This is a genomic window from Archangium sp., assembly GCF_036388035.1.
Classification (GTDB): Bacteria; Myxococcota; Myxococcia; order Myxococcales; family Myxococcaceae; genus Archangium.
The window spans coordinates 1-21,281 of sequence record NZ_DASVSO010000725.1; the positions used below are offsets into that span (position 1 = coordinate 1).

A 21,281-nucleotide genomic window follows, 5' to 3' on the forward strand; every position below is an offset into this window, starting at 1 on the left:
GTGGACTGCCCGCCGCTCTCCCAGCCCGTCTACCTGGACCCGGAGCTCTGGGAGAAGGTCGTCCTCAACCTCGTCTCCAACGCCTTCAAGTTCACCCTCAAGGGGGAGATCTCCGTCCGGACCCACGAGCGGGACGGACACGCCCTCCTCGAGGTACGGGACACGGGAACGGGCATTCCCGCCTCGGAGCTGCCGCGCATCTTCGAGCGCTTCCACCGGGTGAAGGACGCACACTCCCGGACGCACGAGGGCTCGGGCATCGGCCTGGCGCTGGTGCAGGAGTTGGTGAAGCTGCACGGTGGCACCGTGAGCGTGGACAGCACCGAGGGCCGGGGGACGACCTTCACCCTCGAGCTCCCCTTCGGCGCCGCGCACCTGCCCGCCGAGCGCCTCCGCGTCCCCCGTGAGCAGCCGTCCACGGCGACGGGAGCCGGCGTCTATGTCGCGGAGGCGCTGCGCTGGTCCGTGGAGGAGGCTCCCCGGGCGGAAGCACGAGCCCCGGCCCCTGTGGCGCCCGTTCCCACTCCCGCCCTCCACGTGACCCGGGCCCGGGTGCTCCTCGCGGACGACAACGCGGACATGCGCGACTACGTCCGCCGGGTGCTCTCCGCCAACTTCGAGGTGGAGGCGGTCGCGGACGGACAGGCCGCCCTGGAATCGGCACTGGCCCACCCTCCGGACCTCGTGCTCTCGGACGTGATGATGCCGCGGCTGGACGGCGTGGGCCTGCTGCGCGCCCTGCGCTCGGCCCCGCATACGAAGGAGCTGCCCATGCTCCTGCTGTCGGCCCGCGCGGGCGAGGAGGCCACGATCGAAGGCCTCGAGTCCGGAGCGGACGACTACCTCGTCAAGCCCTTCTCCGCCCGGGAGCTGCTCGCCCGGGTGCGGTCCCACCTCGAGCTGGCCCGGATGCGCCGGGAGGTGGCCCGGGAGCGGGTCCACGTGGAGAACCTCAAGGAGGCGGTGCGGGCGCGGGACGACTTCCTGTCCGTCGCCTCCCACGAGCTGAAAACGCCCCTCACCGCGTTCCAGCTCCAGCTCAGCGCCATCGAGCGGGGCTTGAGCCCGGCCTCGCAGCAAAACGTCGGCGAGCGGATGGACCTGGCGCGCCGCTCCGTGCGGCGGCTGACGCGGCTCATCGAGACGCTGCTGGACGTGTCGCAGCTCACGACGGGCCGGCTGCAGCTCGCGCTCGCGCGGGTGGACCTGTCGGCCCTCGTCGGCGACGTGGTGGCGACCACCGAGGAGGAGGCCCGACGCCAGGGGACGCCGCTGTCGGTCCGCCTGGAGACGCCCCTGGAGGGGTGCTTCGACCCCAACCGCATGGAGCAGGTGGTCCACAACCTCCTGTCCAATGCCTTGAAGTTCGGCCAGGGGCAGCCCGTGGAGCTCACCCTCCGCTCGGAGGAGAGCGCGGTGGTGCTGACCGTCGTGGACCACGGCATCGGCATCCCTCCGACCGATCGGGCACGCATCTTCGAGCGCTTCGAGCGGGCCGTCTCGGTGCGCAACTACGGCGGCCTCGGGCTGGGCCTGTGGGTGACCCGGCAGGTGGTGGAGGCACACCAGGGCGCCATCCTCGTCGAGGACACACCGGGTGGCGGCGCGACCTTCCACATCCGCCTGCCGCGTCACAGCCGCTCGGCCACCTCCAGCCAGCCTCCGAATTGAAGCCGACCCGTCAGGAATGACGGGCGGCCGCGTCCCTCCAGGCAGAACGACTCACGCCCGTCGGAGGGGCCCATGACCACCCAGAACGCCACCACCCCCACGCTCCCCGAGGCCCAGCGCGGCCCGGCGGAGAAGCTCCTGGACCTCGTCCTCGGGGGTTCCGCGCACCTGTGGCACAACCGCCCGGGCCTGGACGTGAACGGCGTCTGGCACCCGGCGCAGGGGGCGAAGCCGGACCTCGTCCGCCGCGGCACCCCGGTGCAGCCCGGCCTCTTCGTGCCCAGCGCGGTGAAGCTCTACCGCCAGCTCCTGGACATCTACCGGCTCAACACGGACCTGATGGCGCACTTCGCCTCCTACGCGCTCACGCAGACGGACTGGAGGGATCTCAAGGTGGCCACGTGCGCGCTGATGCTCGTGCAGAGCCACTCCGGGCAGCCCGTGCGCGAGGACGACGGCTCCATCGCGTTCCACGACGACGACTTCCGCGCCATCGGCGAGGCCATGCTCCTGCACTACGAGCGCAAGTCCACGCGCATGCTCACGCCCAAGGCGGTGCTGCGAGTGGCCGAGCTGCTCGAGAGCCCGGAGATCGCCCGCCTCAACCGCGAGGCCGGCTTCGGTGACCCCGCGTCCCGCAAGCCGCCCCTCGGCCGGTGGAAGACGGTGGCGACGAAGTGGCTGCGGCTGCGCGAGCAGAACCTGCCCATGCTCCAGGGCCTGGTGAAGGCCGGCTACAAGGAGACGCTGAAGAGGATCGCCCGCAAGGCCGGCTACAAGCCGGTGTCGCAGGCCTTCTTCGAGGTGCTCGGCTGGAAGCAGAAGCAGTCGGCCGCCGGCCACCGCTCGGTGGGCCTGGAGGGACTCACCCTCGTGAAGCGGGAGCGCTTCGATGGGCTCTCGGAGGCGGAGATCTGCGAGTGGATCGAGCTGGAGCGCCTCTCCTACAAGGAGGTGGTGGGCCGGCTGCCCAAGGACCTGGGCCTGACGCCGGCCATCATGGCGGCGCTCCTGCCCTCGCTGTCGGACCGTGACTTGCGCATGCTGACGCCCACGCTCGAGGAGCTGGGGTTGATGTCCGACCCCGCCATCCGCGCGCGCTGGGAGAAGGCGGTGGCGACGGCGACCGACCAGCGGGCGCTCCACATCGTGAAGAACGTCCGCAGCCAGGAGCTGAAGGCGAAGCTGGAGGAGGCGAGCGACAACGCGGCGAAGGCCGCGGTGGCCGAGGCGACGGCGGAGACGGACGTGAGGGTGATGTTCCTCATCGACAAGTCCGGCTCCATGGAGGGCGCCATCGAGCAGTCCAAGGAGGCGCTGTCGCGCATCCTCGCCGGCTTCCCGCTGGAGAAGCTGCACATCGCCTCGTTCGACACCCTGGGCACGGTGCTCAAGCCCAAGGCGTCGAGCCGGGCGGCGGTGCAACACATGCTGCAGGGCATCAAGGCGTCGGGCGGCACGGCGCACGCGGCCGGTGTGCATGCGCTGCACCGGGCGGGAGTGCGGGTGCCGCAGGAGGCGAAGCTCGTCGTCATCGTCGTGGGTGACGAGGCCGGCGAGTCGGGGGACCAGCTCGTCCGGGCCTTCCGCGAGTGCGGCTACACCGTGGCCGCCATGGCGCTGCTGCTGAGCGTGGCCAGCACGCGGGGCAACACCGTGCGCACGTGCGCGGGGCTGCTCCGGGTGCCGTTCAGTGAGGTACAGGTGGACCAGTTCGAGGACCCGTACCAGGTCCCCCGGGTGCTCAAGGCGCTGATGGACGCGCCGACGGCGACCGGGGCCAGCCAGTCCGGCTGGGTCGAGCGGGTGATGCGCACGCCGCTGCTGAAGGTGGCGTGAGAGAGGAGGGGGTGTCGTGGACTACCGGAAGTTCCTCGGGAAGGTGGAGTCAGAGGTGCTGCCCTACTTCGGCGGCGCCTCCGTCGACGCGGCCTCGCGGCGCCTCCGCGTGTCCACGCCGCCCGCTCCTGGTTGGTGGCGCTTCGACGTGCAGGGGCGCACCGCCACCGCGCGGGAGCCGGCCGAGCCGCAAGGGCTCGACGGGCTCCCGCTCGTGCGTGGCCATCTCTGGGGCTCGCGGCTGGTGCGCGAGGGCGCGGTGGCCGAGCCGGTGAAGCTCCTCCCCGAGGAGGAGCCGCCGCGCTTGTCGCCCGTGCGCGCCCGGCGCTGGCATGACGGGACGCTCGTCTTCGAGGGGCTCGACTTCGAGGGCGAGGCCGAGGGCTCCGCGCGCCTCCTGCTGGAGGAGGGCCGGGCGCTCGCGGAGGTGAAGGCCGTGCCGGCGTCGCTGCGGGCGGCGTTTGGCTACGCGGTGCTGGAGGGGGCCTCGCGCGCGCTCGGCATCCGCTTCTCCCCCGTCGAGGTGCGCGGCCAGGTGCTGTGCGTGTCCGAGGGAGGCCGCCCGGCGGCCGAGGCCCGGCTGCGGGCCCTGGCCACCGAGCGCGACGCCCACGTGCGGGAGATGGACGCGCGGCAGAAGGCCCTGGAGCTTCAGGCGGAGCTGGCGCGACTGCGGAGCCAGCCGCGTCACCTGGAGCGGCAGGCGCAGGGGGCCGTGCGGGTGGAGCGGGCGTTGGAGGCGGCGGGGGCGCGGCTGCTCGACACGCGGCGGCTGGGGAGCGAGCGGCTCGAGGTGACGTTCGGCTTCATGGGCGAGCGCTTCATCAGCATCGTCGAGGCGAGCACGCTGCAGGTGGTGGACGCGGGCATCTGCCTCGCGGGGTCGGACCGGGAGGTGACGCTGGAGAGTCTCCCGTCGGTCATCCGCGAGGCGATCGAGGACGACGTGCTGGTCATCACCCGGCACGTGTGAGGGTCCTTCCATGGACAAGCGAGAGGTGTGCCTGCTCATCGGCCGGGACGGGACGGTGCTGTGGAGTGATGCCTCGGACAGCCCCGTCTGGTTGCCGGACTCGCGCGCCCGCTGGGAGGCCATCTGGCGGCTGCGCGCGGAGCTGGGGGAGATTGCCCACAGCCACCCGGTGGGGCCACTGGGCTTCAGCGCCGAGGACGAGACGACGATGGCGGCGCTCACCGAGGCGCTCGGCCGGCCCGTGCGCTTCTCGGTGGTGGCGCCCGACGGCATGGTAGTGCGCGAGGAGGGCCGTGACGTGCGCATCACCGAGGAGCCCGGGTGGGCCCTGCACCTGCGCGCCGACTCCGGGATGCCGCCTTGGCTTCCTTCACCAGCCATCTAGGCTCACGGGGCCTTCACCAACCACTTCTCGCCTGCGAGGCTGGCCGGAGCGAGCTCCGTCAGGGCTTTCAGGAGCTCGGTTTCAACCTCTGCGATGGAGCCGGCCAATTTGTCCGGGATGAGGTTGGCCACGTCTTCAAGCTCGGTGGCCAAATGGATGGCGTGACGCAGTGTGGGGCGAGCGCCGAGTTGGTCGAGCCGCGCTAGCAGGGCCGGTCCGAACAGCCGGTGACAAGCATAGGGAGGGCTGATCGTGCCCAGGGACAGTGCGCGACACACGCCCAGCGCGGCCATGGCGATGAGTCGCTGCGCATCATCGTTCCCCTCCGCCCGAAGCCACAACAAGTCGTGTGGCTCGAGACTGCCTGGCCGGTACTCACTCATTGATTGCTCCATCCGGGCTTGATCTTGAAGTCGAACACCTGCCCCGAAAGGCTTTCGAAGTAGTGGAGCGACACCTTGTCGCCACCGATCCAGCCATCCTTGTAGACCTTCTGCCAGTTGCCCGGTTCAAGCGCTCGTAGCTTCTCCAGCAGTTCCTTGTTGGTCACAGGGTGTCTGGTCGTTCCATTCTGGACGCCCCTGAAGTTGGACGGATAGCCAGGGGTATTCCTCACCCCACTATAAACGTCCTTCAACCCAGCCTTGCTGCTTCCGCCTCGGGCCGTCATGGCCACGGCGCCCGGCGCCAGGGCGATGGTGACGGTCTCGGCACTCACGGCGACCATCTCCACTTCCCCCACCGCCGCGAGACGGATGCCCACCTGCGTCTCCGCCTGTATGGCCGCCTGCATCGAGCCGGGCAGCTTTGGCACCTTCGCGGCCAGCCCCGGCGCCGTGTTGCCAATGGCTGCCATGGCCAGCATGGCGAACACACGCGCCGCGTTGCGGCCCATGACCTTGCCGTAGCGCCTGCCTGTCTCGCGTAGTTCGTCGAACGTGGTGGCCCGGTCCGCCTCGTCCATCAGCCGCTTGAAGCCGACGACGAGGCCCCAGAAGGTATCGACGCCCACGTAGGAGATGAGTGTGGCGGTCATGACGGCGGCGAGGCCCTTGGAGACCGTCACGTCGGGAATGGAGAGGAGGACCATGTACGTCGTCCAGGTCCAGAGGACCGCCGCCACCATGGCATGGGGGTCGGCCATGTCCTTGAACGCCTCCAACATTTCATCCAGCACGGCGCCCCTGGCGAGGGCCAGGGCCAGCGCGAGACGGCCATCCCCGTTGACGCTGGGGCTCTCGGTCAGCAGGCGCAAACAGTCTCCGGGCCTGCCGGTGCGCTCGCACCAGCGCAGGTAGGCGCGCGTCAACTCCACCTCCGCCGCCATTGCCTCCCCCTCCAGGTGCTCGCGGGGCTCGTGCGGAGTGATGCGGCGGCTGGGTGTCTCGTATGTGTACGAACCGCTCCGGGCCTCCACTTCAAACAGCTGCTGGGCGGCTTCCTGGGGCCAGGTGGGGGGCCGCACCTCCCGAGCCAGCTCCGACACGGCCTCCGCGAATTCGTCGTCGTCCAGTTCCACTGACTTGGCGCCGGAGCGCGGGGTGAAGACGAGGGTCTCGCTCGGGCCTGTGTCCAGGCGCACGACTTGAGAAGCCGTACCGCACCCGACGAGGAGCACCAGCAACACAGCCGTGCAGCACGCCCTCATGGAAAGTCATCCTGGCCCACGCGTCCCCAATGGTTAGCGGGTCCGTAAACTCACCTCCAGCCGCCGCCATCCGGCGTCCACCGTCAGCTCGAGCACCCCGTCTCGCACGTGGTGCTCCCGCGCCCCCACTACCTCTTTCGGTGCCGACAGCCCATACACGCGCAGCGTCTCCGTGTCGCGCGCCAGGGGGAGCGCGCCCTCCGTGCTCCGCTCGAGCACGAAGCGGTCCCCCGTCAGCCCTCCGGAGAGTCGCGTCAGGCGCGACGCGCCGTAGCCCTCGCCCGCGTCCTCGTACAGGCGCCCCTCCACCCGCTCCGCCGCGTGGACGTGCCAGGTGAGCCGGGACCAGTTGGCCGAGGTGGTGTGGAGCGCGGGTTCGGTGAGGGCCAGTGCCCCCCCCGCTCGCAGCCACAGGGGCACCGTGCCCAGCGGCGCCACGGCGATGACGTGCTGGCGCCCCTCGGTCACCTCTCCTGGAGTGTCGAGGTTGAAGAGCGGGAGCCACCGCCCCTCGGGCAGGTACGCGAGCCGCCGCGTCTGACCCTGGCGCACCACCGGCGCCACGAGCAGGTCCTTCCCGAAGAGGAACGCATCATCTGTGCGCAGCGCCTCCGCGTCTCCGGGCGCGTGCATGACGAGCGGGCGCATCACGGGCAGTCCCTCCACCGAGGCCTCGTGCATGAGCGTGTAGAGCGTGGGCAGCAGCCGGTAGCGGCGCTCCAGGCACTCGCGCGTCAAGGAGAGGTACGGCTCACCGAAGCGCCAGGGCTCCTGCGGTGGCACCCCCTTGGCCGAGTGGTTGCGCAGCAGCGGGTAGAAGATTCCCAGCTGCGTCCACCGCACCAGCAGCTCGCCACTCGCGCGGCCGAGGAAGCCCGGCACATCCGCCCCCGTGAAGGACACGCCGGACAGGCCCAGCCCCAGCAGCATGGAGATGGAGAGCTCCAGGTGCGCCCAGTAGCTGGAGTTGTCTCCCGTCCACACCGCCGCATAGCGCTGGATGCCGGCGAAGCCCGCCCGGGTGAGGAGGAAGGGCCGCCGCTCCGGCGAGAGCTCCCGCAGTCCCTCGTACGCCCCCCGCGCCATGCCGAGCGCGTACACGTTGTGGACCTCCAGGTGACGCTTGCTCCCGTGCCGCGCGTCGTGCGGCAGCGTGGGGCCCTCCACCTTCCCCAGGTCCCCGCACGGCGCCGTCTTCATGGGGAAGGTCTCCCGCGCGTTCTTCAGCGAGAAGCACGCCGGCTCGTTCATGTCGTTCCAGAAGCCGGACACGCCCGCGGCGAGGAAGCCCTCGTGCAACCGGCCCCACCAGCGCCGCACCTCCTCGCGCGAGAAGTCCGGGAAGACGGCCGGCCGGGGCCACACCTCGCCCAGCAGCACATCTCCCCGGTCGTTGCGCACCAGGTAGTCCCGGGCAAGCGCCTCGTCATAGGCGGGGTTGCCCGGCTCGGCCATCAACGCCGGGTCGACGATGGGGACCAGGCGCACGCCCTGGGACGCGGCCTCGCGGGCAAGCCCCGCCGGGTCCGGGTAGCGGGTGCGGTCCCATGTCCAGACCTTGTAGCCCTCCATGTAGTCGATATCGAGGTACACGCAGTCCAGCGGGAGCCGGTGGGCCCGGTAGCCCTGGATGGCGGCGCGGATGTCGTCCGCGTTCTCGTAGCCCCAGCGGGACTGCTGCGCGCCGAGGCTCCACAGCGGCGGCAGCGGCGGGCGCCCGGTGAGCGCGGTGTAGCGCCGCACCACGTCCTCGGGCAGTGGCCCCGCGAAGAGGTAGGCGTCGAGCTCGGGCCCGGTGGACTCCCACCGCACCCACGCGCCGTCCTCGGCGGCCACGTCCACCTCCGTCCGCCACGTCTCGTCGAGGAAGAAGCCCCAGGCGCGGCCCTCGCGCAGGCCGAGGAAGCAGGGAATGGACTGGTAGAGCGGGTCCGTGTCCGGGTGGTGCGGCACCACGTCCGTGTTCCAGAAGACGAAGTGCAGGCCGCGCTTGTCGAGCGCCCCCACCTTCTCCCCGAAGCCCAGGTACGCCTCGTCCGGAGGCGCGTGCAGGGCGAGCCGCGAGCGGTAGCGGGTGACGGGGTAGTCCGGCATGGCCTCGCCGGAGAAGTCCTCGCACCGGGTGAGCAGCCGGCCCTCCGCGTCGCGCAGGCTCCAGGTGCCCCGGGGCAGCTCCACCTCCAGCGAGAGGCCCCCCGCCTCCACCACCACCCGCCCCTCCTCGCGGCGCACCGCCAGGGGCCCGTCCTCGGCCTTCACGACGGCCCAGGACGACCTGGGTGGCAGTCCGTGCCCGCGGGGAACGTGCGCGATGTGCGCGAGCGTCGGGACATGACGCAATCGCAACACTCCGGGCAGGGGGCAGCGCACCTCCAGCGCGGCGCGGGGACCCCAGAAGGTGACACAGGTCGGTTCGACGGAGACGTCTTCGAGGTGCATGGGCCGGTAGGATGACGCGCGTGAGCGCGAACGAGCACGACGATGAGGGACGGACGGATCGCTGGCAGAGCCTCGTGACGGGGGCCTTCCTGCTCGAGGAGTCGCTCGAGGCGACCCCTCCCCCGAGTGACACACGGCCCCCCGGAGCGCTCGCGGTGAGCTACCTCGACAGCGTGCTGGAGGTGTTCCCCTCCAGCGTGGACCCGGTCGAGGACTTCGAGGGCTATGCCATCCGGCGGATGGCGCTCGCCCTGCGCCGGGCCCTGGAGGAGAGCGGACGCTGAGCGCTCCGGGCCAGGCTCACACCGGACGGAGCTCGGGACGGGAGCCACCCTGCTCGACGGGAGGCTGGCCCTCGAGCTTCTGCTCGATGGCCTTCACGCCGAAGGCGCTGGGGTCGAGCTGGTCCCGGCCGGAGAAGACGCCCCGGGCGCGGCCCAGCAGCCACCCGAGTCCCTTCACCGCGTCGCGGAGAATCCGGAGGGGCGCCTCGCGCGAGATGAGCCGAGGGCTGAGCCGGTCGAGGTCCTCGCCCTTCATGCTCATCTCCTTCACCCCCACGCCGTGCGAGTACACCATCTCGCCGCCCAGCCAGCCGGTATAGGAGGCGAAGGCGAACGCGCCCAGCCCGAGGATGCTGGAGAACATGGAGGGCCGGTGGCTCGCCCGCCACAGGGCGACGCCGAAGGCTCCCAGCACGAGGGTGACGTTGCCGAGGCCGTGCAGGAACATCATGTCCCGGGCGTGCTTGTCGGCCTTCACCTCCTGGGAGGCGGCCATGCCAGCCAGGCCCGCCAGCAGCCCGCTCCCCGCGACGCTCCACCACAGCGTCCGGCCCGCCCGGTCCAACCTCCGGTCCTGGCTGAACGTCGCCGCCAGGTCGACGATGACGGTGGATGGCAGCAGCGCCAGTGGAGCGTGGATCAACGTCGGGTGCAGCTCGTGTACGCGCGTTTCCATGGGCTTCCTCCTCGTCCTGGGAACCTTGGGGCGCGCGGCCCCACGGGCAACCCGCCCGCCTGTCCGCCGGTGGTCACGACTCCCGGACGGAGGAGCATCCGCGGGGAGGGGCAGGCGAGGTGCCATCCCCCTTGTCAGCGAGGACGCGCGTGGACAGCCCACCGGCCACGGGCGCGCTGTCCGCGGAGGACAGGAAGGCGAGCACACGCGCATCTACGTCCCGCTGACCTCGATGCTGCTGCTCTCCGTGCTGCGCAGCCTCTTCGCCTTCGGGGTGCGCCGATTCCTGTAGCACCAGGGCCTCGCGAGGCACGCGTGCATTCGTCGTGTGGAGTTCACTCCGCACCGACACCCCTTGGGTGCTGGCGCACAGTGACTAGGCTTGCACTCGCTCACCTTCAGGAGGAGCACTGAATGACGAACGAGTCGCGCCCGCCGCAAGAGGCCGAACAGCAGAACACGGCGGAGATGATTGCACCGACCACCACCGCTTCCACCGAGCAGGGCCCCGCCTCCGTGACACCGACGGGACAGCCCGGTGCCCGGCGCAAGATGGGCAAGACGGGGCCCCCGGGGCCGGCCAGGAAGGGCCGCACCGTCGCCAAGCGCAAGCCCGAGAAGAAGCGCCCCGCCAAGCAGGCGAAGGGGGCGGCGGCAAGCAAGAACACGCGCGCTGGCGAGGCCAGCAGCTTCCGCAAGAAGGAGGGCTGGAAGACCGAGGCCACGGTGGGCGGCCGCAAGCCCTCGGCCTCGCAGAAGCGGAGCCCCACCAAGAAGGAGGGTCCAGCCCGGAAGACCGTGGCCCGGCTCGCCACCGCGGCCAAGACCGCCACCGGTCGCGGCGCTACCGCCAAGCGCGGCGCCACGGCGAAGCGCGGTACCACCGCCAAGCGCCCCACCACCGCCAAGCGCGCTACCCGCCGCTAGGCGCCCGCCCCTCCCCTCACGGCCTGCCGTCGGGAGGGGCCTGGAGGCGCCGCTGCTCGAGCACTCGCCGCAAGCCGCTCTCCTTCTCGGAGGAGACGCACACCGCGTGGCCATCGAGCACGCCACACACCACGGACTCCGGGCGGCGCAGGAACGGCGTCAGGTACGCGGGGTGGACCACGTAGACGGTGTCGGGTTGGAACTCGCCGCGCCCGGCCTCCTGCTGGAGCGCGGTGCAGTAGGCCTGGGCCCGGGCCGGGTCCACTCGCGCGAGGTACGCGCTGTTGAAGGTCATCCCCAGCGAGGCCGCCTTGTACGCGAACATGGGGGTGAAGGGCGCGCCGGCTCCGGGGTACGGACAGCCTCGGCCGTTTCCGTCGTGGAGCTGCGGCGGGAACAGCACGAGGTGGCGGTAGCCCTCCTTCATCTCGTCCCACTCGGGCGAGCGCAGGGCGTTCCACGCGTTGCCCTGGAATCGCTCCTGGGCCATGGCCGGGTGGAGGTCGAACAGCTGCACGCCCACGGCGAGGGCGAGCAGCCCGGTGCCCACCCACGGCTGGCGGCGCCACGCGCCCAGCACGAGCGCCAGCGCCCCCGTCAGCAGGGCGTAGTGCAGCGGCCAGATGAAGCGCCCCGAGGAGCGGAACGGCTCCACCAGCCGCATCACCGGCCCGTAGAGTCCCCCCAGGTCCAGCACCGGCTGACCCGCGAAGGTGACGCGCGCGGAGAGCGCGTACACCCCCAGCAGGAAGCAACCCACCGCCAGGGGCACCGCGCGCTTCCATTGGGGCGTCCACTCCGAGCGCCGCGTCAGCCGGGACACCAGCGCCGAGCCCATGCCCAGCCCGAGCAGGAGCAGCACGCCCACGCCCAGGTAGCCGAAGCCCTCGTACTGGCCGCGCGCCGTGCGCAGGGTGGGCAGCAGCCGGGACCAGCCCATGGGGTTGACGAGCGTGAGCAGGTCCGACGAGACATCACCGAAGCCCTCGATGCCCGCCGGAGTGCTCGTGCCCACGTAGCCGAGCAACCAGAAGAGGCCCAGCAGGAGCGCGACGAGCCCCCCCAGGGCGAGCCCCACCCCACGCCAGGAGAGCGTCCCGTCCACCAGGCGCAGCCGCAGCAAGGCCGCCACCGCCAGCACCAGGCCCATGGCGGACAGGTAGGGGTGGATGGTGGCGCTCAACCCCAGCAGGAGGAACGTCGCCGCCACGGCGCGTCGAGCCCCCGCCCGGTCCGGCCAGTCGCGCAGGTTCACCCAGAAGAGCCCGAGCAGGAGCCAGTGCGCGCAGAGGCTGTCATGCCCCATGCGCCACATGAGCACGGGCGCGAGCGCGAAGAGCGCGCCTCCGAGGAAACGCGCGACCGGGTTGGGGGTGAAGAGCGCCGTCAGCCGGGCGCCCACGTAGCCCTGGAGGGCGAAGCACAGCGCGAGCCAGGCGCCGATGTACTGGAATGGGAAGGGCAGCAGTCCCACGAAGGGCCGCAGCAGCAGGGCCACCAGGGGAATGGAGTCCATGTAGCCCAGGGTCGTCCCGAGCGGGTGCGCCAGACCGGGCACGGCCCCGAGGGGAAAACCCAGCAGCGGCTCGTTGCGGAAGAAGAGCCAGCCGGTGAGGTGCTGGGACCAGTCGCCCACCATCAGCCAGTCCACCTGGCCTGGGTTCAGCGTCCGGTCTCCATGGCTCAGGATGAACCAGAGCACGCCGAAGGCCGCCGCCAGTACCGGGGGCAGGTGCTCACGCCCCCGCTGCCACACATTCATCCCCGCTCCGCTTGTGTTCCCCATCGGGCCCACCCTTAGCGGAAAGGCGGGCCGCCAGCCACGCCCTGAACTCCGAGACGGTGGACGGGCCCCGGAGGTCTTGCCATCGTCCGGACCATGCGAATTGCTCGTCTGCTCACCCTCTCCACGCTGGCGTTCGCGGCCCCCGCGCTCGCCGCCCCCCCCAAGGGAAAGACCGCCATGACGAAGCCCACCGAGACGAAGTCCACCGAGGCGAAGCCGCTCGACCTCGAGGCGGAGACGCGCGCCTGGCACCAGAAGCGCATCGCGAACCTCACGTCCGACGACGGCTGGCTCACCCTGGTGGGGCTGCACTGGCTGAAGGAAGGCGACAACGACTTCGGCTCCTCGGAGGAGAACGAGTGCGTCTTCCCCCCGGGGACACCGGCGCGCATCGGCACCCTCACCCTGAAGGGCGGCAAGGTGACACTGGCCGTCGCGCCGGGAGTCACCCTCACCCGGGACGGCCAGCCCTTCACCGGAGGCGCGCTGCGCAACGACACCGAGGGCACGCCGGACATGCTCTCGCTGGGGTCGCTGCGCTTCTTCGTCATCCGCCGGGGAGAGCGGTTTGGCATCCGGGTGAAGGACACGGAGGCCGAGGCACGCAAGAAGTTCCACGGTGTCCCCACCTACCCGGTGAGCGCGGCCTGGCGCGTCGAGGGCCGCTTCGAGCCGGCGACCACGCCCCGGAAGCTGGCGGTGCCCACGGTGCTCGGCACGGTGGAGGAGCTGGACTCGCCGGGCACGGCGGTGTTCACGGTGAATGGCCAGGAGTACCGGCTGGACGTCTCGCAGGAGCCCGGGGACAAGCAGCTCTTCATCATCTTCTCGGACCTGACCAACCGCACGGAGACGTACGGCTCGGGCCGCTTCCTGTACGCGGACCTGCCCAGGGACGGGAAGGTGGTGCTGGACTTCAACCGGGCCTACAACCCCCCGTGCGCCTTCTCGCCGTACGCGACGTGCCCGCTGCCCCCACCGCAGAACCGGCTGAAGCTGCGCGTGGAGGCCGGCGAGAAGCGCTACGCCGACCACTGAGCCGTCAGGAACACCGTCCCCCCCACGTCCTCCCAAGCGGAAAACCCGGCCGGGCCGAGCCATCGGTCCGAGCCGTGGACGCGAGGAGGCGTGACATGGCGACGCTGAACATCACCTACAACGGGCAGTCCTCGGACCTGCCGCTGGAGTTGGATCGCCCCGTGGCGGACGTGGACGTGCGGCGCATCGCGGTGGAGGTGGTGCGCTCGGGCGGGGCACCGGGGCTGCACATCGCCCACCTGCGCGAGGACGCCTTCGACCACTACGTGGTGGACCGGTTCCGCGGGCCTCGGGGCGAGGAGCGCATCTACCTGCGGCCCAAGGTGCCCTTCGGGGCGTGAGGAGGGCCCACCATGCGCATCCTCTTCTGCGGAGTGGGGGCCATCGGCTCCACGGCGGCGGTGCTGTGCCGCAACCTGGAGGCGACGCTCGTCTTCATCGACTTCGACCGGGTGGAGTCCAAGAACCTGCTGGCGCAGGCCTTCGTGAAGCCCTCGGTGGGGAAGAACAAGGCGGAGGCGCTGAAGCTCCAGCTCCTCAACCTGCACGGAGTGAAGGCCGAGGCCTTCGGCGTGCGGGTGACGCGCGACAACGTGGCGGCGCTGTGCGGGAGCGCGGACCTGCTCGTCGACTGCTTCGACAACCAGGAGAGCCGGCTGCTGCTGAGCGGGTTCGCTCGGAGCGCGGGCAAGGCGCTGGTGCACGGGGCCCTGGCGGCGGACGGCACCTTCGGGCTGGTGCGCTGGGACGAGCGCTTCGTCCCGGACGCCGAGGACACCGTGGGGCAGGCCACCTGCGAGGGCGGCGCGCACCTGCCGCTCATCGGCCAGCTCGGCGCCACGCTCGCGCGGGTGGTGCAGGACTTCGTGAAGCACGGCACCCGCCGTGACGCGATGGTGAGCCTCGTGGCGGTGACGCCGACCACGAGCTGAGAAAAGCACCGGGGGGTGGGCCGTTGGAGCTGGAACCCACCCGGTGCGACCTCCTCAGCGCGCTGCTTCCTTCGAGCCGACGATGGTCATGTTCATGCCGATCTGCACCGACACGGGCTTGCCATCGACGGTGACGGTGGTCTTGCCGTTGATGTACCAGCCGAACGAGCCGGTCGAGAACGCCTTCACCTCGGCGAGCATCTCCTGGCCGTTGATGACCACCTTCAGGGGCTCGGCCTTCTCTTGAAACTGCGACAGCGAAACGGGACACGGGGACTTGGCCATGGCTCGGGCACCCTACCACTGTGTTGAGCCGACGCACGGAATCGGCCCGACGCGTCCTCCCACCCCCAGGCTCCGGGGTACAAGGTGCCCATGCACCGTGTCGCGTTGCTCCTCTGCTCCCTCTGTGTCCTCTGCCCACGGGTCGCGCGGGCGGAAGACGTCATCACCCGCATCCAGGGCTGGTTCTCGAGGCTCGGAAAGCCCGCGGAACCGCCCCCGCCCGAGGATCCGGGCGCCCGGAACACCTTCACCATCAACCCGATGGTGCTCCGCGACAAGCGGCTGGGCGTCGAGTACGAGCGGGCCTTCGGCGGGGGCTTCTCGCTCTACCTCGCGCCCGAGTTCGCCTATGGCCGCGCGGAGCGCTCCTGGAACCTGTCCCTCGGGGGGACGCTGGGCATGCGCTTCTTCGTGCTCGGCAACGCCCCGAGTGGCATCTACTTCGGGCCCGAGTTCGGCGTGGACTACCAGCGCGCCCACCGGGAAGGGCAGCTGCGGAAGGGCTTCGGGCTGGGGCTCGGCGGGAACGTCGGCTGGACCCTGGTGCTCTTCAACCGCCTCACGGTCGCCGCGGGGCTCTCGGCTCAGTACCGGGCCATCCCGGACATCACCTCCTCCGAGGAGGGGGCCATCCGCGTGGAGCTCGTACCCACGCCTCGCCTGGCCTTCGGCGTGGCCTTCTGAGCCGCGGCCTACCGCCGCTTCACCGCGAAGGACCCGAAGGCCTGGTCAGCCGGCATCACCTCGACGAGGTTGATGTTCACATGGGCCGGGCGTGACGCCGTCCACACGACGATGTCCGCGATGTCCCGCGCGGTGAGCGGCTCCATGCCCGCGTACGTCGCATTGGCACGCGCGGCATCACCCTTGAAGCGCACCACCGAGAACTCGGTCTCCACCATGCCGGGCTCGATGTTGGTGACGCGCACCCGGGTGCCGAGCAGGTCCGCCTTGAGGTTCTGGGAGAACTGGTGGACGAAGGCCTTGGTGGCACCGTAGACGTTGCCGCCCGGGTACGGGTAGGTGGCCGCCACCGAGCCGATGTTCACCACGTGCCCGCGGTTGCGCGCCACCATGCCCGGCAGCAGCGCGCGCGTCACGTAGAGCAGGCCCTTGCAGTTGGTGTCGACCATCCGCTCCCAGTCATCGAGCGAGCCCTGGTGCGCGGGATCCAACCCCAGGCCCAGGCCCGCGTTGTTGACGAGGAGATCCACCTCGGCGAAGGGCGGAGCGAGCCGGGCGAGCGCATCCTCCACCTCGCGGCGCTGGCTCACATCGAAGCGGAGGACGTGCGAGGGACCCGGGAGGCGCGCGGCGAGCTCCTCGAGGAGGGACTCGCGGCGGCCGGTGAGGACGAGCCGGGCGCCAGCGGCGGAGAGCAGCTCGGCGCAGGCCGCGCCGATACCGGAGCTGGCGCCCGTGACGAGGGCGGTCTGGCCCGAGAGCGGGCCCTGGACAGGTGCGTTCATGGAGCCGCGATACCACCGGCTCACGGCGAGGGCCAGTGCTCCAGCTCCAACTCGTCGAGGATGATTTTGTGGCCCTTGTTGCCCAGCGTATGGAGCGAGAGGCCGCGCACGGCCGACAGGCTGAGCCCGTCGTTGGGTGCGCCCGCGGGCTGCCCGTCCGCCGCACGCCGGGTGAAGGCCGACATGGGCACATTCATCCACTTCCAGCGGTTATCGTCATCCTTGAAGCCGTACTCGAAGCGCTCGGCCGAGTCCGCGCTGTCGCCGTTGTCCCACAGCTCCAGGCGGAAGAGGTCGCCGCTGTTGGTGCCTCGGAACCAGAAGTTCAGGTAGTTGCCCTGACTCCAGTTCTGGGGCGTTTCGAAGGTGCGCACGAGGCTGGAGCCCACCGAGCTCCCTGGGGTGGCGATGTTGTAGTTCAGCACGAGCGCGTTGCCCACGTGCCCATCCGGATCCCGCTCCGTGCTGAGTCCCGGGCCCGAGGTCTTCCAGGTGTCGAGCGTCTCGAATTCGTCCACCATCTCCTTCGGAGCGGCCAGCCCGTAGCGGACGTTGTCATAGGAGGAGACCATCGGAGCGCCCGGCCAGGAGAAGGAGCCCATCCAAGACTCCGTGGCCGGGCCGATGCCGGGCCAGAAGTTCATGATGATCCGCCCCGGAATAGCGGGCAACGGGTCCTTCGCGCTGTGGACACGCTTGCCGTCGACGTACCAGTGGAGGGCCTCGCGCGTCCATTCGATGCCGTAGGTGTGGAAGGCGTTCGCGGCATCGAAGGGCAGGTCGACTCCCCCGTAGTAGCCCTTGCCGTTGACCACGTAGCTCGTCTGCACGCGACGGGTGTTCAACCCGACGAAGGAGATGTCGATACCGTCCCAGCGCGTATTTTCAGCCGGGCCCGTGTAGAGGCTGAAGGCCGTCAGCGTGCCCGAGCCGCGCGCGGGCTTCATCCGGACCTCATAGCGTCCGTAGCCTTGGAACCGCATGGAGCCGACCTCGCCCGCAGCATACGGACGACCGGAGCACCCAGCCGGGCACGGCGTCTTGTCGAGTTGCAGCTCCAGGTTCCCACCCTTGGCCCGCACGTGGTCGGCACGCCAGCCGGCATTGAAGTCCTCGCTGCTGGCCCAGCCATCCGAGAGGCGCCAGCGCCTGGCGTCGAACGTATCGAACGGCTCGTTGAAGGCTCCGGGACCCTCCACCCAGCCCAGCGAAGGGGGGCCACCATCGAGACCATCGACGGAGTCGCTCCCCGCGTCCGGCTCCTCCTCTCCTCCGCTCCCACCGTCTCGCCCAGCGCCGCTTCCCGGCCTCACTCCTCCATCGCTCGTGGGGATGACGTCGTCATAGTCAGCCCAGCGGCAGCCCGCCTGGAGCAGGCCGGCCACCAGCAGGAGCAGTCCCCACCTCACGTTGCGAATCATGTATCGCTCCTTCTTGGACGCGCGTGGGGCCGAGTCTACCAAGCCCGGCCCGCCCAGGCGCGCCGCCTGGCTGCCCGCTCTCCGGAAGCGTCCGGAAAACCCTCCGGAAAATACCGCGTCAGGATTCCGGGAACCCGGCGTCCATTACCCATGAAAGGAGCGGTGACGATGCGGACGATGACGAAGCAGAGCACGATGAACCCGAAGCAGCACGGCAACGCCGGTTTCAAGCCCGTGCGCTTCAGCACCCGTCCAGTCCCCGCCTCCTCGTATCCGCTGTACCCCGTCGACGGGCGCGATTCCCGCGAGTCCTTCGACCCGCCACACCCTGGCCTCTTCTGATGCTCCGCCTCCCGACGTGAGGCGGCGGCGAAAGAGGCCGGGCACCCGAAAGGGTCCCGGCCTCTCGCTTTTCCAGCCTCACCCTTCCGGGGACGTAGAGCGTTACGCGAAGACGCACCGGCCTGTAGAGCCGGAGCCTTCAATGGCCCGCTGGGTTCAACTCCCAGCGTCCCCACTCCGCAGTGGAAGTCCCAGGTTCTCTGACAACTGAATCGCAGTGGTGAAGCGCCGCCTGCCCTCATGCGAGGCGGCACACGCCTCCGTAGCTCACGGGTAGAGCATCCGCCTCTTAAGCGGACGGTGAGGGTTCGAGTCCCTCCGGAGGTACTCATTCGCGGATGTCGTCCAGCGGCAGGACGCCGGCCTCCCAAGTCGGAAACACGGGTTCGAATCCCGTCACCCGCTTCATTCCACGGTAGCTCAATGGCAGAGCAGGCGGCTGTTAACCGCAAGATTGGGGGTTCGAGTCCCTCCCGTGGAGCAACTCGGGGTGTAGCTCAGTCTGGACGAGAGCGCGTGCTTGGGGTGCACGAGGTCGTCGGTTCGAATCCGGCCACCCCGACTCCGTTTCAACCGTTTCATCTGGGTGTGGCTCAACTTGGTAGAGCGCGCGGTTCGGGTCCGCGAGGTTGCAGGTTCAAATCCTGTCACCCAGACATCTGTCTCACGCAGCACTTCAATTCATGCCTCCGTAGCTCAGGGGAACAGAGCGCACGGTTCCGGACCGTGAGGCCGCAGGTTCGATTCCTGCCGGGGGCACAGCTTCGATGCGGAGTGGGACCGGCCGTCCCACCGGGTCTCATACGCCTGGGTCGCAGGGTTCGACTCCCTGCTCCGCAACTTCTTTCTCATGCCGTCCTGGCGTAGGTGGTCCGCGCGCCCGTCTGAAGAGCGGGAGGACCGGGTTCGATTCCTGGGGACGGCACTCGTTTTGCCCCTGTAGCTCAGCTGGTAGCAGCACCGGTTTCGTAAACCGGGGGTCGTCGGTTCGAACCCGACCGGGGGCACTGTTTCTCACTTCAGCTCCTGGATGCGATTGGATCGCAGCGCGGCCGTCTACCGCGTGAACGGGGTTCGATTCCCCGCAGGAGCGCTTTTTCCGCACGCCGAGCCAGCTGGAGACGGCGTTGGTCCCACACACCAATCTCGCCGGGTTCGATCCCCGGGGCGTGCATTGCAACAGACTCCCCAACGCGTCCGCGTGGCCCAATCGGGAGAGGCGGCTGGCTCAAAACCAGCTCACGTGCGAGTTCGACTCTCGCCGCGGACATACCCCCAAGAAGGACAACCGAGTCATGGAGACGCTGGTCCTCAACCCGTCCTATGAGCCCGTGGCCCGGATCTCCTGGCAGCGTGCGGTGATGCTGCTGTGGCAGGGGAAGGTCGAGGTGGTCGAGGAGTACGACGACCGCCTCATCCGCTCCGTCACCGTCGAGATCCGGATGCCCTCCGTCATCCGCTTCCTGCGCGGCGCGCGCCGGGGCGGGCGCGGCGTGAAGTTCAGCCGCGACAACGTCTACATGCGCGATGGCTGCCGGTGCCAGTACTGTGGCCGGAAGGTGTCGCGCCCCGAGGCCACGTACGATCACGTCGTGCCCCGGGCCCAGGGGGGCCGCACCACCTGGGAGAACATCGTGATCGCCTGCGTGCCCTGCAACCAGAAGAAGGGCGGGCGCACGCCGGTGCAGGCGGGGATGGCGCTGCTCTCCGCTCCCGTGAAGCCTCGCAAGCTCACGGGTTCGGTGCAGCTCACCTTCGCCCACGAGAAGGGCATGCCCGTCTCGTGGAGGAAGTTCCTCCGTGACGTCGCGTACTGGCACATGGAGCTGGAGGAGTGAGCGGCGGGTGAGGGGGAGCCACCTGAGGTGGTTCCCCGGCCCCGCTCCGTGACAGGAGCGGGTGCTGACAGGGGAGGCCAGAGGCGTTCCCGACACCCGTACGCCCCGCGCGCCGGCAGGCGGGCCCTGCTGCCGGCATATTCTTCTGGAAGTGTGAACTGGCGATGGCGCCAGGCCCCGTTGCTAGCGGGTGCGGACCGGCTTCCGGTCTGGGGTTCGAGTCCTCCTCCTTCCATTCCTCTGTCCTCTTTCCAACGATGTCCCGGAGCCGCCGAATGGGTGCACCGCTGCTCCGGCGTCATACGCCTAGTGTCTCGCGTGCCCGGCACCCCCGCCGGGAGGAGAAAGACACGCATGCGCGACTTCAAGTTGGGACGCTGGGCGATGTTCGGCTTCGTGCTCGCCGCCCCCGTGCTGGGCCCGGGCTGCGGCAACAATGACGACGACAAGCAGATGCCGGAGGATCCGGATCGGGAGAGGATCGAGAAGGGCCTGACCGTCTCCCCCGTGCCCCTCAACCTGGACGGGAAGGACCGCAACCTGGTGGGCCTGGGCAGCTACCTCGTCAACGTGCAGAGCGCCTGCGCCGGCTGCCACACCGCCCCGCCCTACGTCGAGGGAGGCGACCCCTACCAGGGGCAACCGGAGCGGATCAACACGGCGCGCTTCCTCGCGGGCGGGGTGTTCTTCGGCCCGGGCCTCGTGTCGCCCAACATCACCCCGGATGCGTCCGGCAATCCGGGAGGCGCCAGCTTCGAGGAGTTCGAGCGCTACATGCGCACCGGCCGGGAGGACAACGGCGACATCCTCCAGGTGATGCCGTGGCCCTCCTACAAGGACATGAGCGACCGCGAGGTGCGCGCCATCTACGAGTACCTGCGCGCCATCCCCCGCATCGAGTCCACCCGACCCTGAAGTGAAGCGTTGGGGTCAAAACCCCGCGAGCCCGGGGAGTTCGGAATCCACCATTTCCGCTCCGTACTGACGCACGGCGTAGTGAACCCGCTCGTGCGTCGGGCGCATGGATGCGCGCGGCAAGCAACCCGTAGGTGGAAGGAGCGGCACATGGAGTGGCTCGAGTTCGGTCGTTGGTCCCCGGAAGTGGAGCAGAACCTCGCGATCCAGGCGGTGCGCCTGAGTGTCGCGGCCCAGCCCGTCCTCCCCCTCACGCAGCGCCCCGAGAGCTCCAGCGCCCGGGCCCGTGAGCTGGAGACGCTGCTGCGGCAGACCCCGGCCTCCAACCCCTGGGGGCACCCCGTCGCCGAGTGCTGAGCGGCGGGTCGAGGCCAGGGCGGGAATGAGCCCGGGCGACAGGGATTGTTGGGTCA

At 70.0% G+C, this 21,281-nt stretch carries 22 protein-coding genes and 11 tRNA genes; 25 read left to right on the forward strand and 8 right to left on the reverse strand.

Annotated features, from left to right (window positions below):
* From VF697_RS29720 to VF697_RS29735, 4 genes are all read left to right on the forward strand, one after another.
* A partial coding sequence (locus VF697_RS29720) for an ATP-binding protein (RefSeq protein WP_331100183.1) occupies positions 1–1,671 on the forward strand: 1,671 nt, incomplete at its 5' end.
* Between the two features lie 72 nt (positions 1,672–1,743).
* On the forward strand, positions 1,744–3,510 hold the full coding sequence (locus VF697_RS29725) for a vWA domain-containing protein (protein ID WP_331100184.1): 1,767 nt from the start codon (positions 1,744–1,746) through the stop codon (positions 3,508–3,510).
* Between the two features lie 16 nt (positions 3,511–3,526).
* Positions 3,527–4,483, forward strand: a complete 957-nt coding sequence (locus tag VF697_RS29730) for a hypothetical protein (protein ID WP_331100186.1) — start codon at positions 3,527–3,529, stop codon at positions 4,481–4,483.
* Positions 4,484–4,493: 10 nt separating this feature from the next.
* A complete protein-coding gene (locus VF697_RS29735; protein WP_331100188.1) occupies positions 4,494–4,868 on the forward strand; it encodes a hypothetical protein in 375 nt (124 codons plus the stop codon).
* Between the two features lie 2 nt (positions 4,869–4,870).
* Here the strand turns inward: VF697_RS29735 and VF697_RS29740 are convergent, their stop codons facing one another.
* The 3 genes from VF697_RS29740 to VF697_RS29750 are packed head-to-tail and all read right to left on the reverse strand — an operon-like array spanning position 4,871 to position 8,955.
* Positions 4,871–5,251 carry a DUF3969 family protein gene (locus VF697_RS29740; RefSeq protein ID WP_331100190.1) on the reverse strand — a complete coding sequence of 127 codons (381 nt, stop codon included), beginning with the start codon at positions 5,249–5,251 and terminating at the stop codon, positions 4,871–4,873.
* Entirely contained in the window at positions 5,248–6,516 is a 1,269-nt protein-coding gene (locus VF697_RS29745) for a hypothetical protein (RefSeq protein WP_331100192.1), read from the reverse strand. The genes VF697_RS29740 and VF697_RS29745 overlap by 4 nt, the downstream gene beginning before the upstream one ends.
* A gap of 33 nt (positions 6,517–6,549) precedes the next feature.
* On the reverse strand, positions 6,550–8,955 hold the full coding sequence (locus VF697_RS29750) for a glycoside hydrolase family 31 protein (RefSeq protein WP_331100194.1): 2,406 nt from the start codon (positions 8,953–8,955) through the stop codon (positions 6,550–6,552).
* A gap of 20 nt (positions 8,956–8,975) precedes the next feature.
* On the opposite strand from VF697_RS29750, the gene VF697_RS29755 reads away from it, so the two are divergent.
* Positions 8,976–9,239: a hypothetical protein gene (locus tag VF697_RS29755; protein WP_331100196.1), complete on the forward strand. Its 264-nt coding sequence runs from the start codon at positions 8,976–8,978 to the stop codon at positions 9,237–9,239.
* 16 nt (positions 9,240–9,255) lie between these two features.
* Here the strand turns inward: VF697_RS29755 and VF697_RS29760 are convergent, their stop codons facing one another.
* Positions 9,256–9,915, reverse strand: coding sequence for a DUF2231 domain-containing protein (locus VF697_RS29760; protein WP_331100198.1), 660 nt, complete (start codon positions 9,913–9,915; stop codon positions 9,256–9,258).
* Between the two features lie 414 nt (positions 9,916–10,329).
* Here VF697_RS29760 and VF697_RS29765 point away from each other — a divergent pair, with 414 nt between their 5' ends.
* Positions 10,330–10,842 (forward strand): hypothetical protein, encoded by a 513-nt coding sequence (locus VF697_RS29765; RefSeq protein ID WP_331100199.1) that lies wholly within the window; start codon positions 10,330–10,332, stop codon positions 10,840–10,842.
* A gap of 16 nt (positions 10,843–10,858) precedes the next feature.
* On the opposite strand, the gene VF697_RS29770 is transcribed toward VF697_RS29765, so the two are convergent.
* Complete coding sequence (locus tag VF697_RS29770; RefSeq protein ID WP_331100201.1) at positions 10,859–12,604, reverse strand: DUF6311 domain-containing protein; 1,746 nt, start codon at positions 12,602–12,604, stop codon at positions 10,859–10,861.
* A 117-nt stretch (positions 12,605–12,721) separates the two neighbouring features.
* Here VF697_RS29770 and VF697_RS29775 point away from each other — a divergent pair, with 117 nt between their 5' ends.
* From VF697_RS29775 to VF697_RS29785, 3 genes are all read left to right on the forward strand, one after another.
* Entirely contained in the window at positions 12,722–13,666 is a 945-nt protein-coding gene (locus VF697_RS29775; protein ID WP_331100202.1) for a DUF1684 domain-containing protein, read from the forward strand.
* A 95-nt stretch (positions 13,667–13,761) separates the two neighbouring features.
* Positions 13,762–14,007, forward strand: coding sequence for a hypothetical protein (locus VF697_RS29780; protein ID WP_331100204.1), 246 nt, complete (start codon positions 13,762–13,764; stop codon positions 14,005–14,007).
* A gap of 12 nt (positions 14,008–14,019) precedes the next feature.
* Positions 14,020–14,598: a HesA/MoeB/ThiF family protein gene (locus tag VF697_RS29785; RefSeq protein WP_331100206.1), complete on the forward strand. Its 579-nt coding sequence runs from the start codon at positions 14,020–14,022 to the stop codon at positions 14,596–14,598.
* Between the two features lie 54 nt (positions 14,599–14,652).
* Here the strand turns inward: VF697_RS29785 and VF697_RS29790 are convergent, their stop codons facing one another.
* The gene (locus tag VF697_RS29790; RefSeq protein WP_331100208.1) at positions 14,653–14,883 is read right to left on the reverse strand and encodes a hypothetical protein; all 231 of its coding nucleotides are present in this window, start codon (positions 14,881–14,883) and stop codon (positions 14,653–14,655) included.
* Positions 14,884–14,973: 90 nt separating this feature from the next.
* Here VF697_RS29790 and VF697_RS29795 point away from each other — a divergent pair, with 90 nt between their 5' ends.
* Positions 14,974–15,567 carry a hypothetical protein gene (locus VF697_RS29795; RefSeq protein WP_331100210.1) on the forward strand — a complete coding sequence of 198 codons (594 nt, stop codon included), beginning with the start codon at positions 14,974–14,976 and terminating at the stop codon, positions 15,565–15,567.
* An 8-nt stretch (positions 15,568–15,575) separates the two neighbouring features.
* Here VF697_RS29795 and VF697_RS29800 read toward each other — a convergent pair whose 3' ends face one another.
* Together VF697_RS29800 and VF697_RS29805 are read right to left on the reverse strand one after the other, a co-directional pair.
* On the reverse strand, positions 15,576–16,352 hold the full coding sequence (locus VF697_RS29800; protein ID WP_331100212.1) for an SDR family oxidoreductase: 777 nt from the start codon (positions 16,350–16,352) through the stop codon (positions 15,576–15,578).
* 20 nt (positions 16,353–16,372) lie between these two features.
* On the reverse strand, positions 16,373–17,773 hold the full coding sequence (locus VF697_RS29805) for a family 16 glycosylhydrolase (protein WP_331100214.1): 1,401 nt from the start codon (positions 17,771–17,773) through the stop codon (positions 16,373–16,375).
* A 168-nt stretch (positions 17,774–17,941) separates the two neighbouring features.
* Between VF697_RS29805 and VF697_RS29810 the strand changes: the two genes are divergently transcribed.
* The 15 genes from VF697_RS29810 to VF697_RS29880 all read left to right on the forward strand — a co-directional run bounded on the left by VF697_RS29810 (position 17,942) and on the right by VF697_RS29880 (position 21,225).
* Positions 17,942–18,115, forward strand: a complete 174-nt coding sequence (locus VF697_RS29810) for a hypothetical protein (protein ID WP_331100216.1) — start codon at positions 17,942–17,944, stop codon at positions 18,113–18,115.
* A gap of 88 nt (positions 18,116–18,203) precedes the next feature.
* Positions 18,204–18,290, forward strand: a tRNA-Tyr gene (locus VF697_RS29815).
* Between the two features lie 81 nt (positions 18,291–18,371).
* A tRNA-Lys gene (locus tag VF697_RS29820) sits at positions 18,372–18,442 on the forward strand.
* A 7-nt stretch (positions 18,443–18,449) separates the two neighbouring features.
* Positions 18,450–18,520 (forward strand) — tRNA-Gly (locus VF697_RS29825).
* 4 nt (positions 18,521–18,524) lie between these two features.
* A tRNA-Asn gene (locus VF697_RS29830) sits at positions 18,525–18,596 on the forward strand.
* 5 nt (positions 18,597–18,601) lie between these two features.
* Positions 18,602–18,677, forward strand: a tRNA-Pro gene (locus VF697_RS29835).
* 20 nt (positions 18,678–18,697) lie between these two features.
* Positions 18,698–18,771: transfer RNA gene (locus tag VF697_RS29840), tRNA-Pro, on the forward strand.
* Positions 18,772–18,800: 29 nt separating this feature from the next.
* Positions 18,801–18,874 (forward strand) — tRNA-Arg (locus VF697_RS29845).
* Between the two features lie 9 nt (positions 18,875–18,883).
* Positions 18,884–18,955: transfer RNA gene (locus tag VF697_RS29850), tRNA-Met, on the forward strand.
* A gap of 12 nt (positions 18,956–18,967) precedes the next feature.
* Positions 18,968–19,040: transfer RNA gene (locus tag VF697_RS29855), tRNA-Phe, on the forward strand.
* Positions 19,041–19,048: 8 nt separating this feature from the next.
* Positions 19,049–19,122, forward strand: a tRNA-Thr gene (locus VF697_RS29860).
* 188 nt (positions 19,123–19,310) lie between these two features.
* Positions 19,311–19,385 (forward strand) — tRNA-Leu (locus tag VF697_RS29865).
* Between the two features lie 25 nt (positions 19,386–19,410).
* Positions 19,411–19,953, forward strand: a complete 543-nt coding sequence (locus tag VF697_RS29870; RefSeq protein WP_331100218.1) for an HNH endonuclease — start codon at positions 19,411–19,413, stop codon at positions 19,951–19,953.
* Between the two features lie 354 nt (positions 19,954–20,307).
* Entirely contained in the window at positions 20,308–20,868 is a 561-nt protein-coding gene (locus VF697_RS29875) for a c-type cytochrome (protein ID WP_331100220.1), read from the forward strand.
* 150 nt (positions 20,869–21,018) lie between these two features.
* On the forward strand, positions 21,019–21,225 hold the full coding sequence (locus VF697_RS29880) for a hypothetical protein (protein ID WP_331100222.1): 207 nt from the start codon (positions 21,019–21,021) through the stop codon (positions 21,223–21,225).
* Positions 21,226–21,281: the final 56 nt, after the last annotated feature.

What these genes read in the sequence shown, in the direction of transcription:
- VF697_RS29775 (WP_331100202.1), top strand. Translation starts at nt 12,722, where the DNA reads ATGCGAATTGCTCGTCTGCTCACCCTCTCCACGCTGGCGTTCGCGGCC.
- VF697_RS29735 (WP_331100188.1), top strand. Translation starts at nt 4,494, where the DNA reads ATGGACAAGCGAGAGGTGTGCCTGCTCATCGGCCGGGACGGGACGGTG.
- VF697_RS29765 (WP_331100199.1), top strand. Translation starts at nt 10,330, where the DNA reads ATGACGAACGAGTCGCGCCCGCCGCAAGAGGCCGAACAGCAGAACACG.
- VF697_RS29880 (WP_331100222.1), top strand. Translation starts at nt 21,019, where the DNA reads ATGGAGTGGCTCGAGTTCGGTCGTTGGTCCCCGGAAGTGGAGCAGAAC.
- VF697_RS29750 (WP_331100194.1), bottom strand. Translation starts at nt 8,955, where the DNA reads ATGCACCTCGAAGACGTCTCCGTCGAACCGACCTGTGTCACCTTCTGG.
- VF697_RS29725 (WP_331100184.1), top strand. Translation starts at nt 1,744, where the DNA reads ATGACCACCCAGAACGCCACCACCCCCACGCTCCCCGAGGCCCAGCGC.
- VF697_RS29740 (WP_331100190.1), bottom strand. Translation starts at nt 5,251, where the DNA reads ATGAGTGAGTACCGGCCAGGCAGTCTCGAGCCACACGACTTGTTGTGG.
- VF697_RS29800 (WP_331100212.1), bottom strand. Translation starts at nt 16,352, where the DNA reads ATGAACGCACCTGTCCAGGGCCCGCTCTCGGGCCAGACCGCCCTCGTC.
- VF697_RS29745 (WP_331100192.1), bottom strand. Translation starts at nt 6,516, where the DNA reads ATGAGGGCGTGCTGCACGGCTGTGTTGCTGGTGCTCCTCGTCGGGTGC.
- VF697_RS29810 (WP_331100216.1), top strand. Translation starts at nt 17,942, where the DNA reads ATGCGGACGATGACGAAGCAGAGCACGATGAACCCGAAGCAGCACGGC.
- VF697_RS29875 (WP_331100220.1), top strand. Translation starts at nt 20,308, where the DNA reads ATGCGCGACTTCAAGTTGGGACGCTGGGCGATGTTCGGCTTCGTGCTC.
- VF697_RS29790 (WP_331100208.1), bottom strand. Translation starts at nt 14,883, where the DNA reads ATGGCCAAGTCCCCGTGTCCCGTTTCGCTGTCGCAGTTTCAAGAGAAG.
- VF697_RS29785 (WP_331100206.1), top strand. Translation starts at nt 14,020, where the DNA reads ATGCGCATCCTCTTCTGCGGAGTGGGGGCCATCGGCTCCACGGCGGCG.
- VF697_RS29870 (WP_331100218.1), top strand. Translation starts at nt 19,411, where the DNA reads ATGGAGACGCTGGTCCTCAACCCGTCCTATGAGCCCGTGGCCCGGATC.
- VF697_RS29805 (WP_331100214.1), bottom strand. Translation starts at nt 17,773, where the DNA reads ATGATTCGCAACGTGAGGTGGGGACTGCTCCTGCTGGTGGCCGGCCTG.
- VF697_RS29780 (WP_331100204.1), top strand. Translation starts at nt 13,762, where the DNA reads ATGGCGACGCTGAACATCACCTACAACGGGCAGTCCTCGGACCTGCCG.
- VF697_RS29760 (WP_331100198.1), bottom strand. Translation starts at nt 9,915, where the DNA reads ATGGAAACGCGCGTACACGAGCTGCACCCGACGTTGATCCACGCTCCA.
- VF697_RS29795 (WP_331100210.1), top strand. Translation starts at nt 14,974, where the DNA reads ATGCACCGTGTCGCGTTGCTCCTCTGCTCCCTCTGTGTCCTCTGCCCA.
- VF697_RS29770 (WP_331100201.1), bottom strand. Translation starts at nt 12,604, where the DNA reads ATGAATGTGTGGCAGCGGGGGCGTGAGCACCTGCCCCCGGTACTGGCG.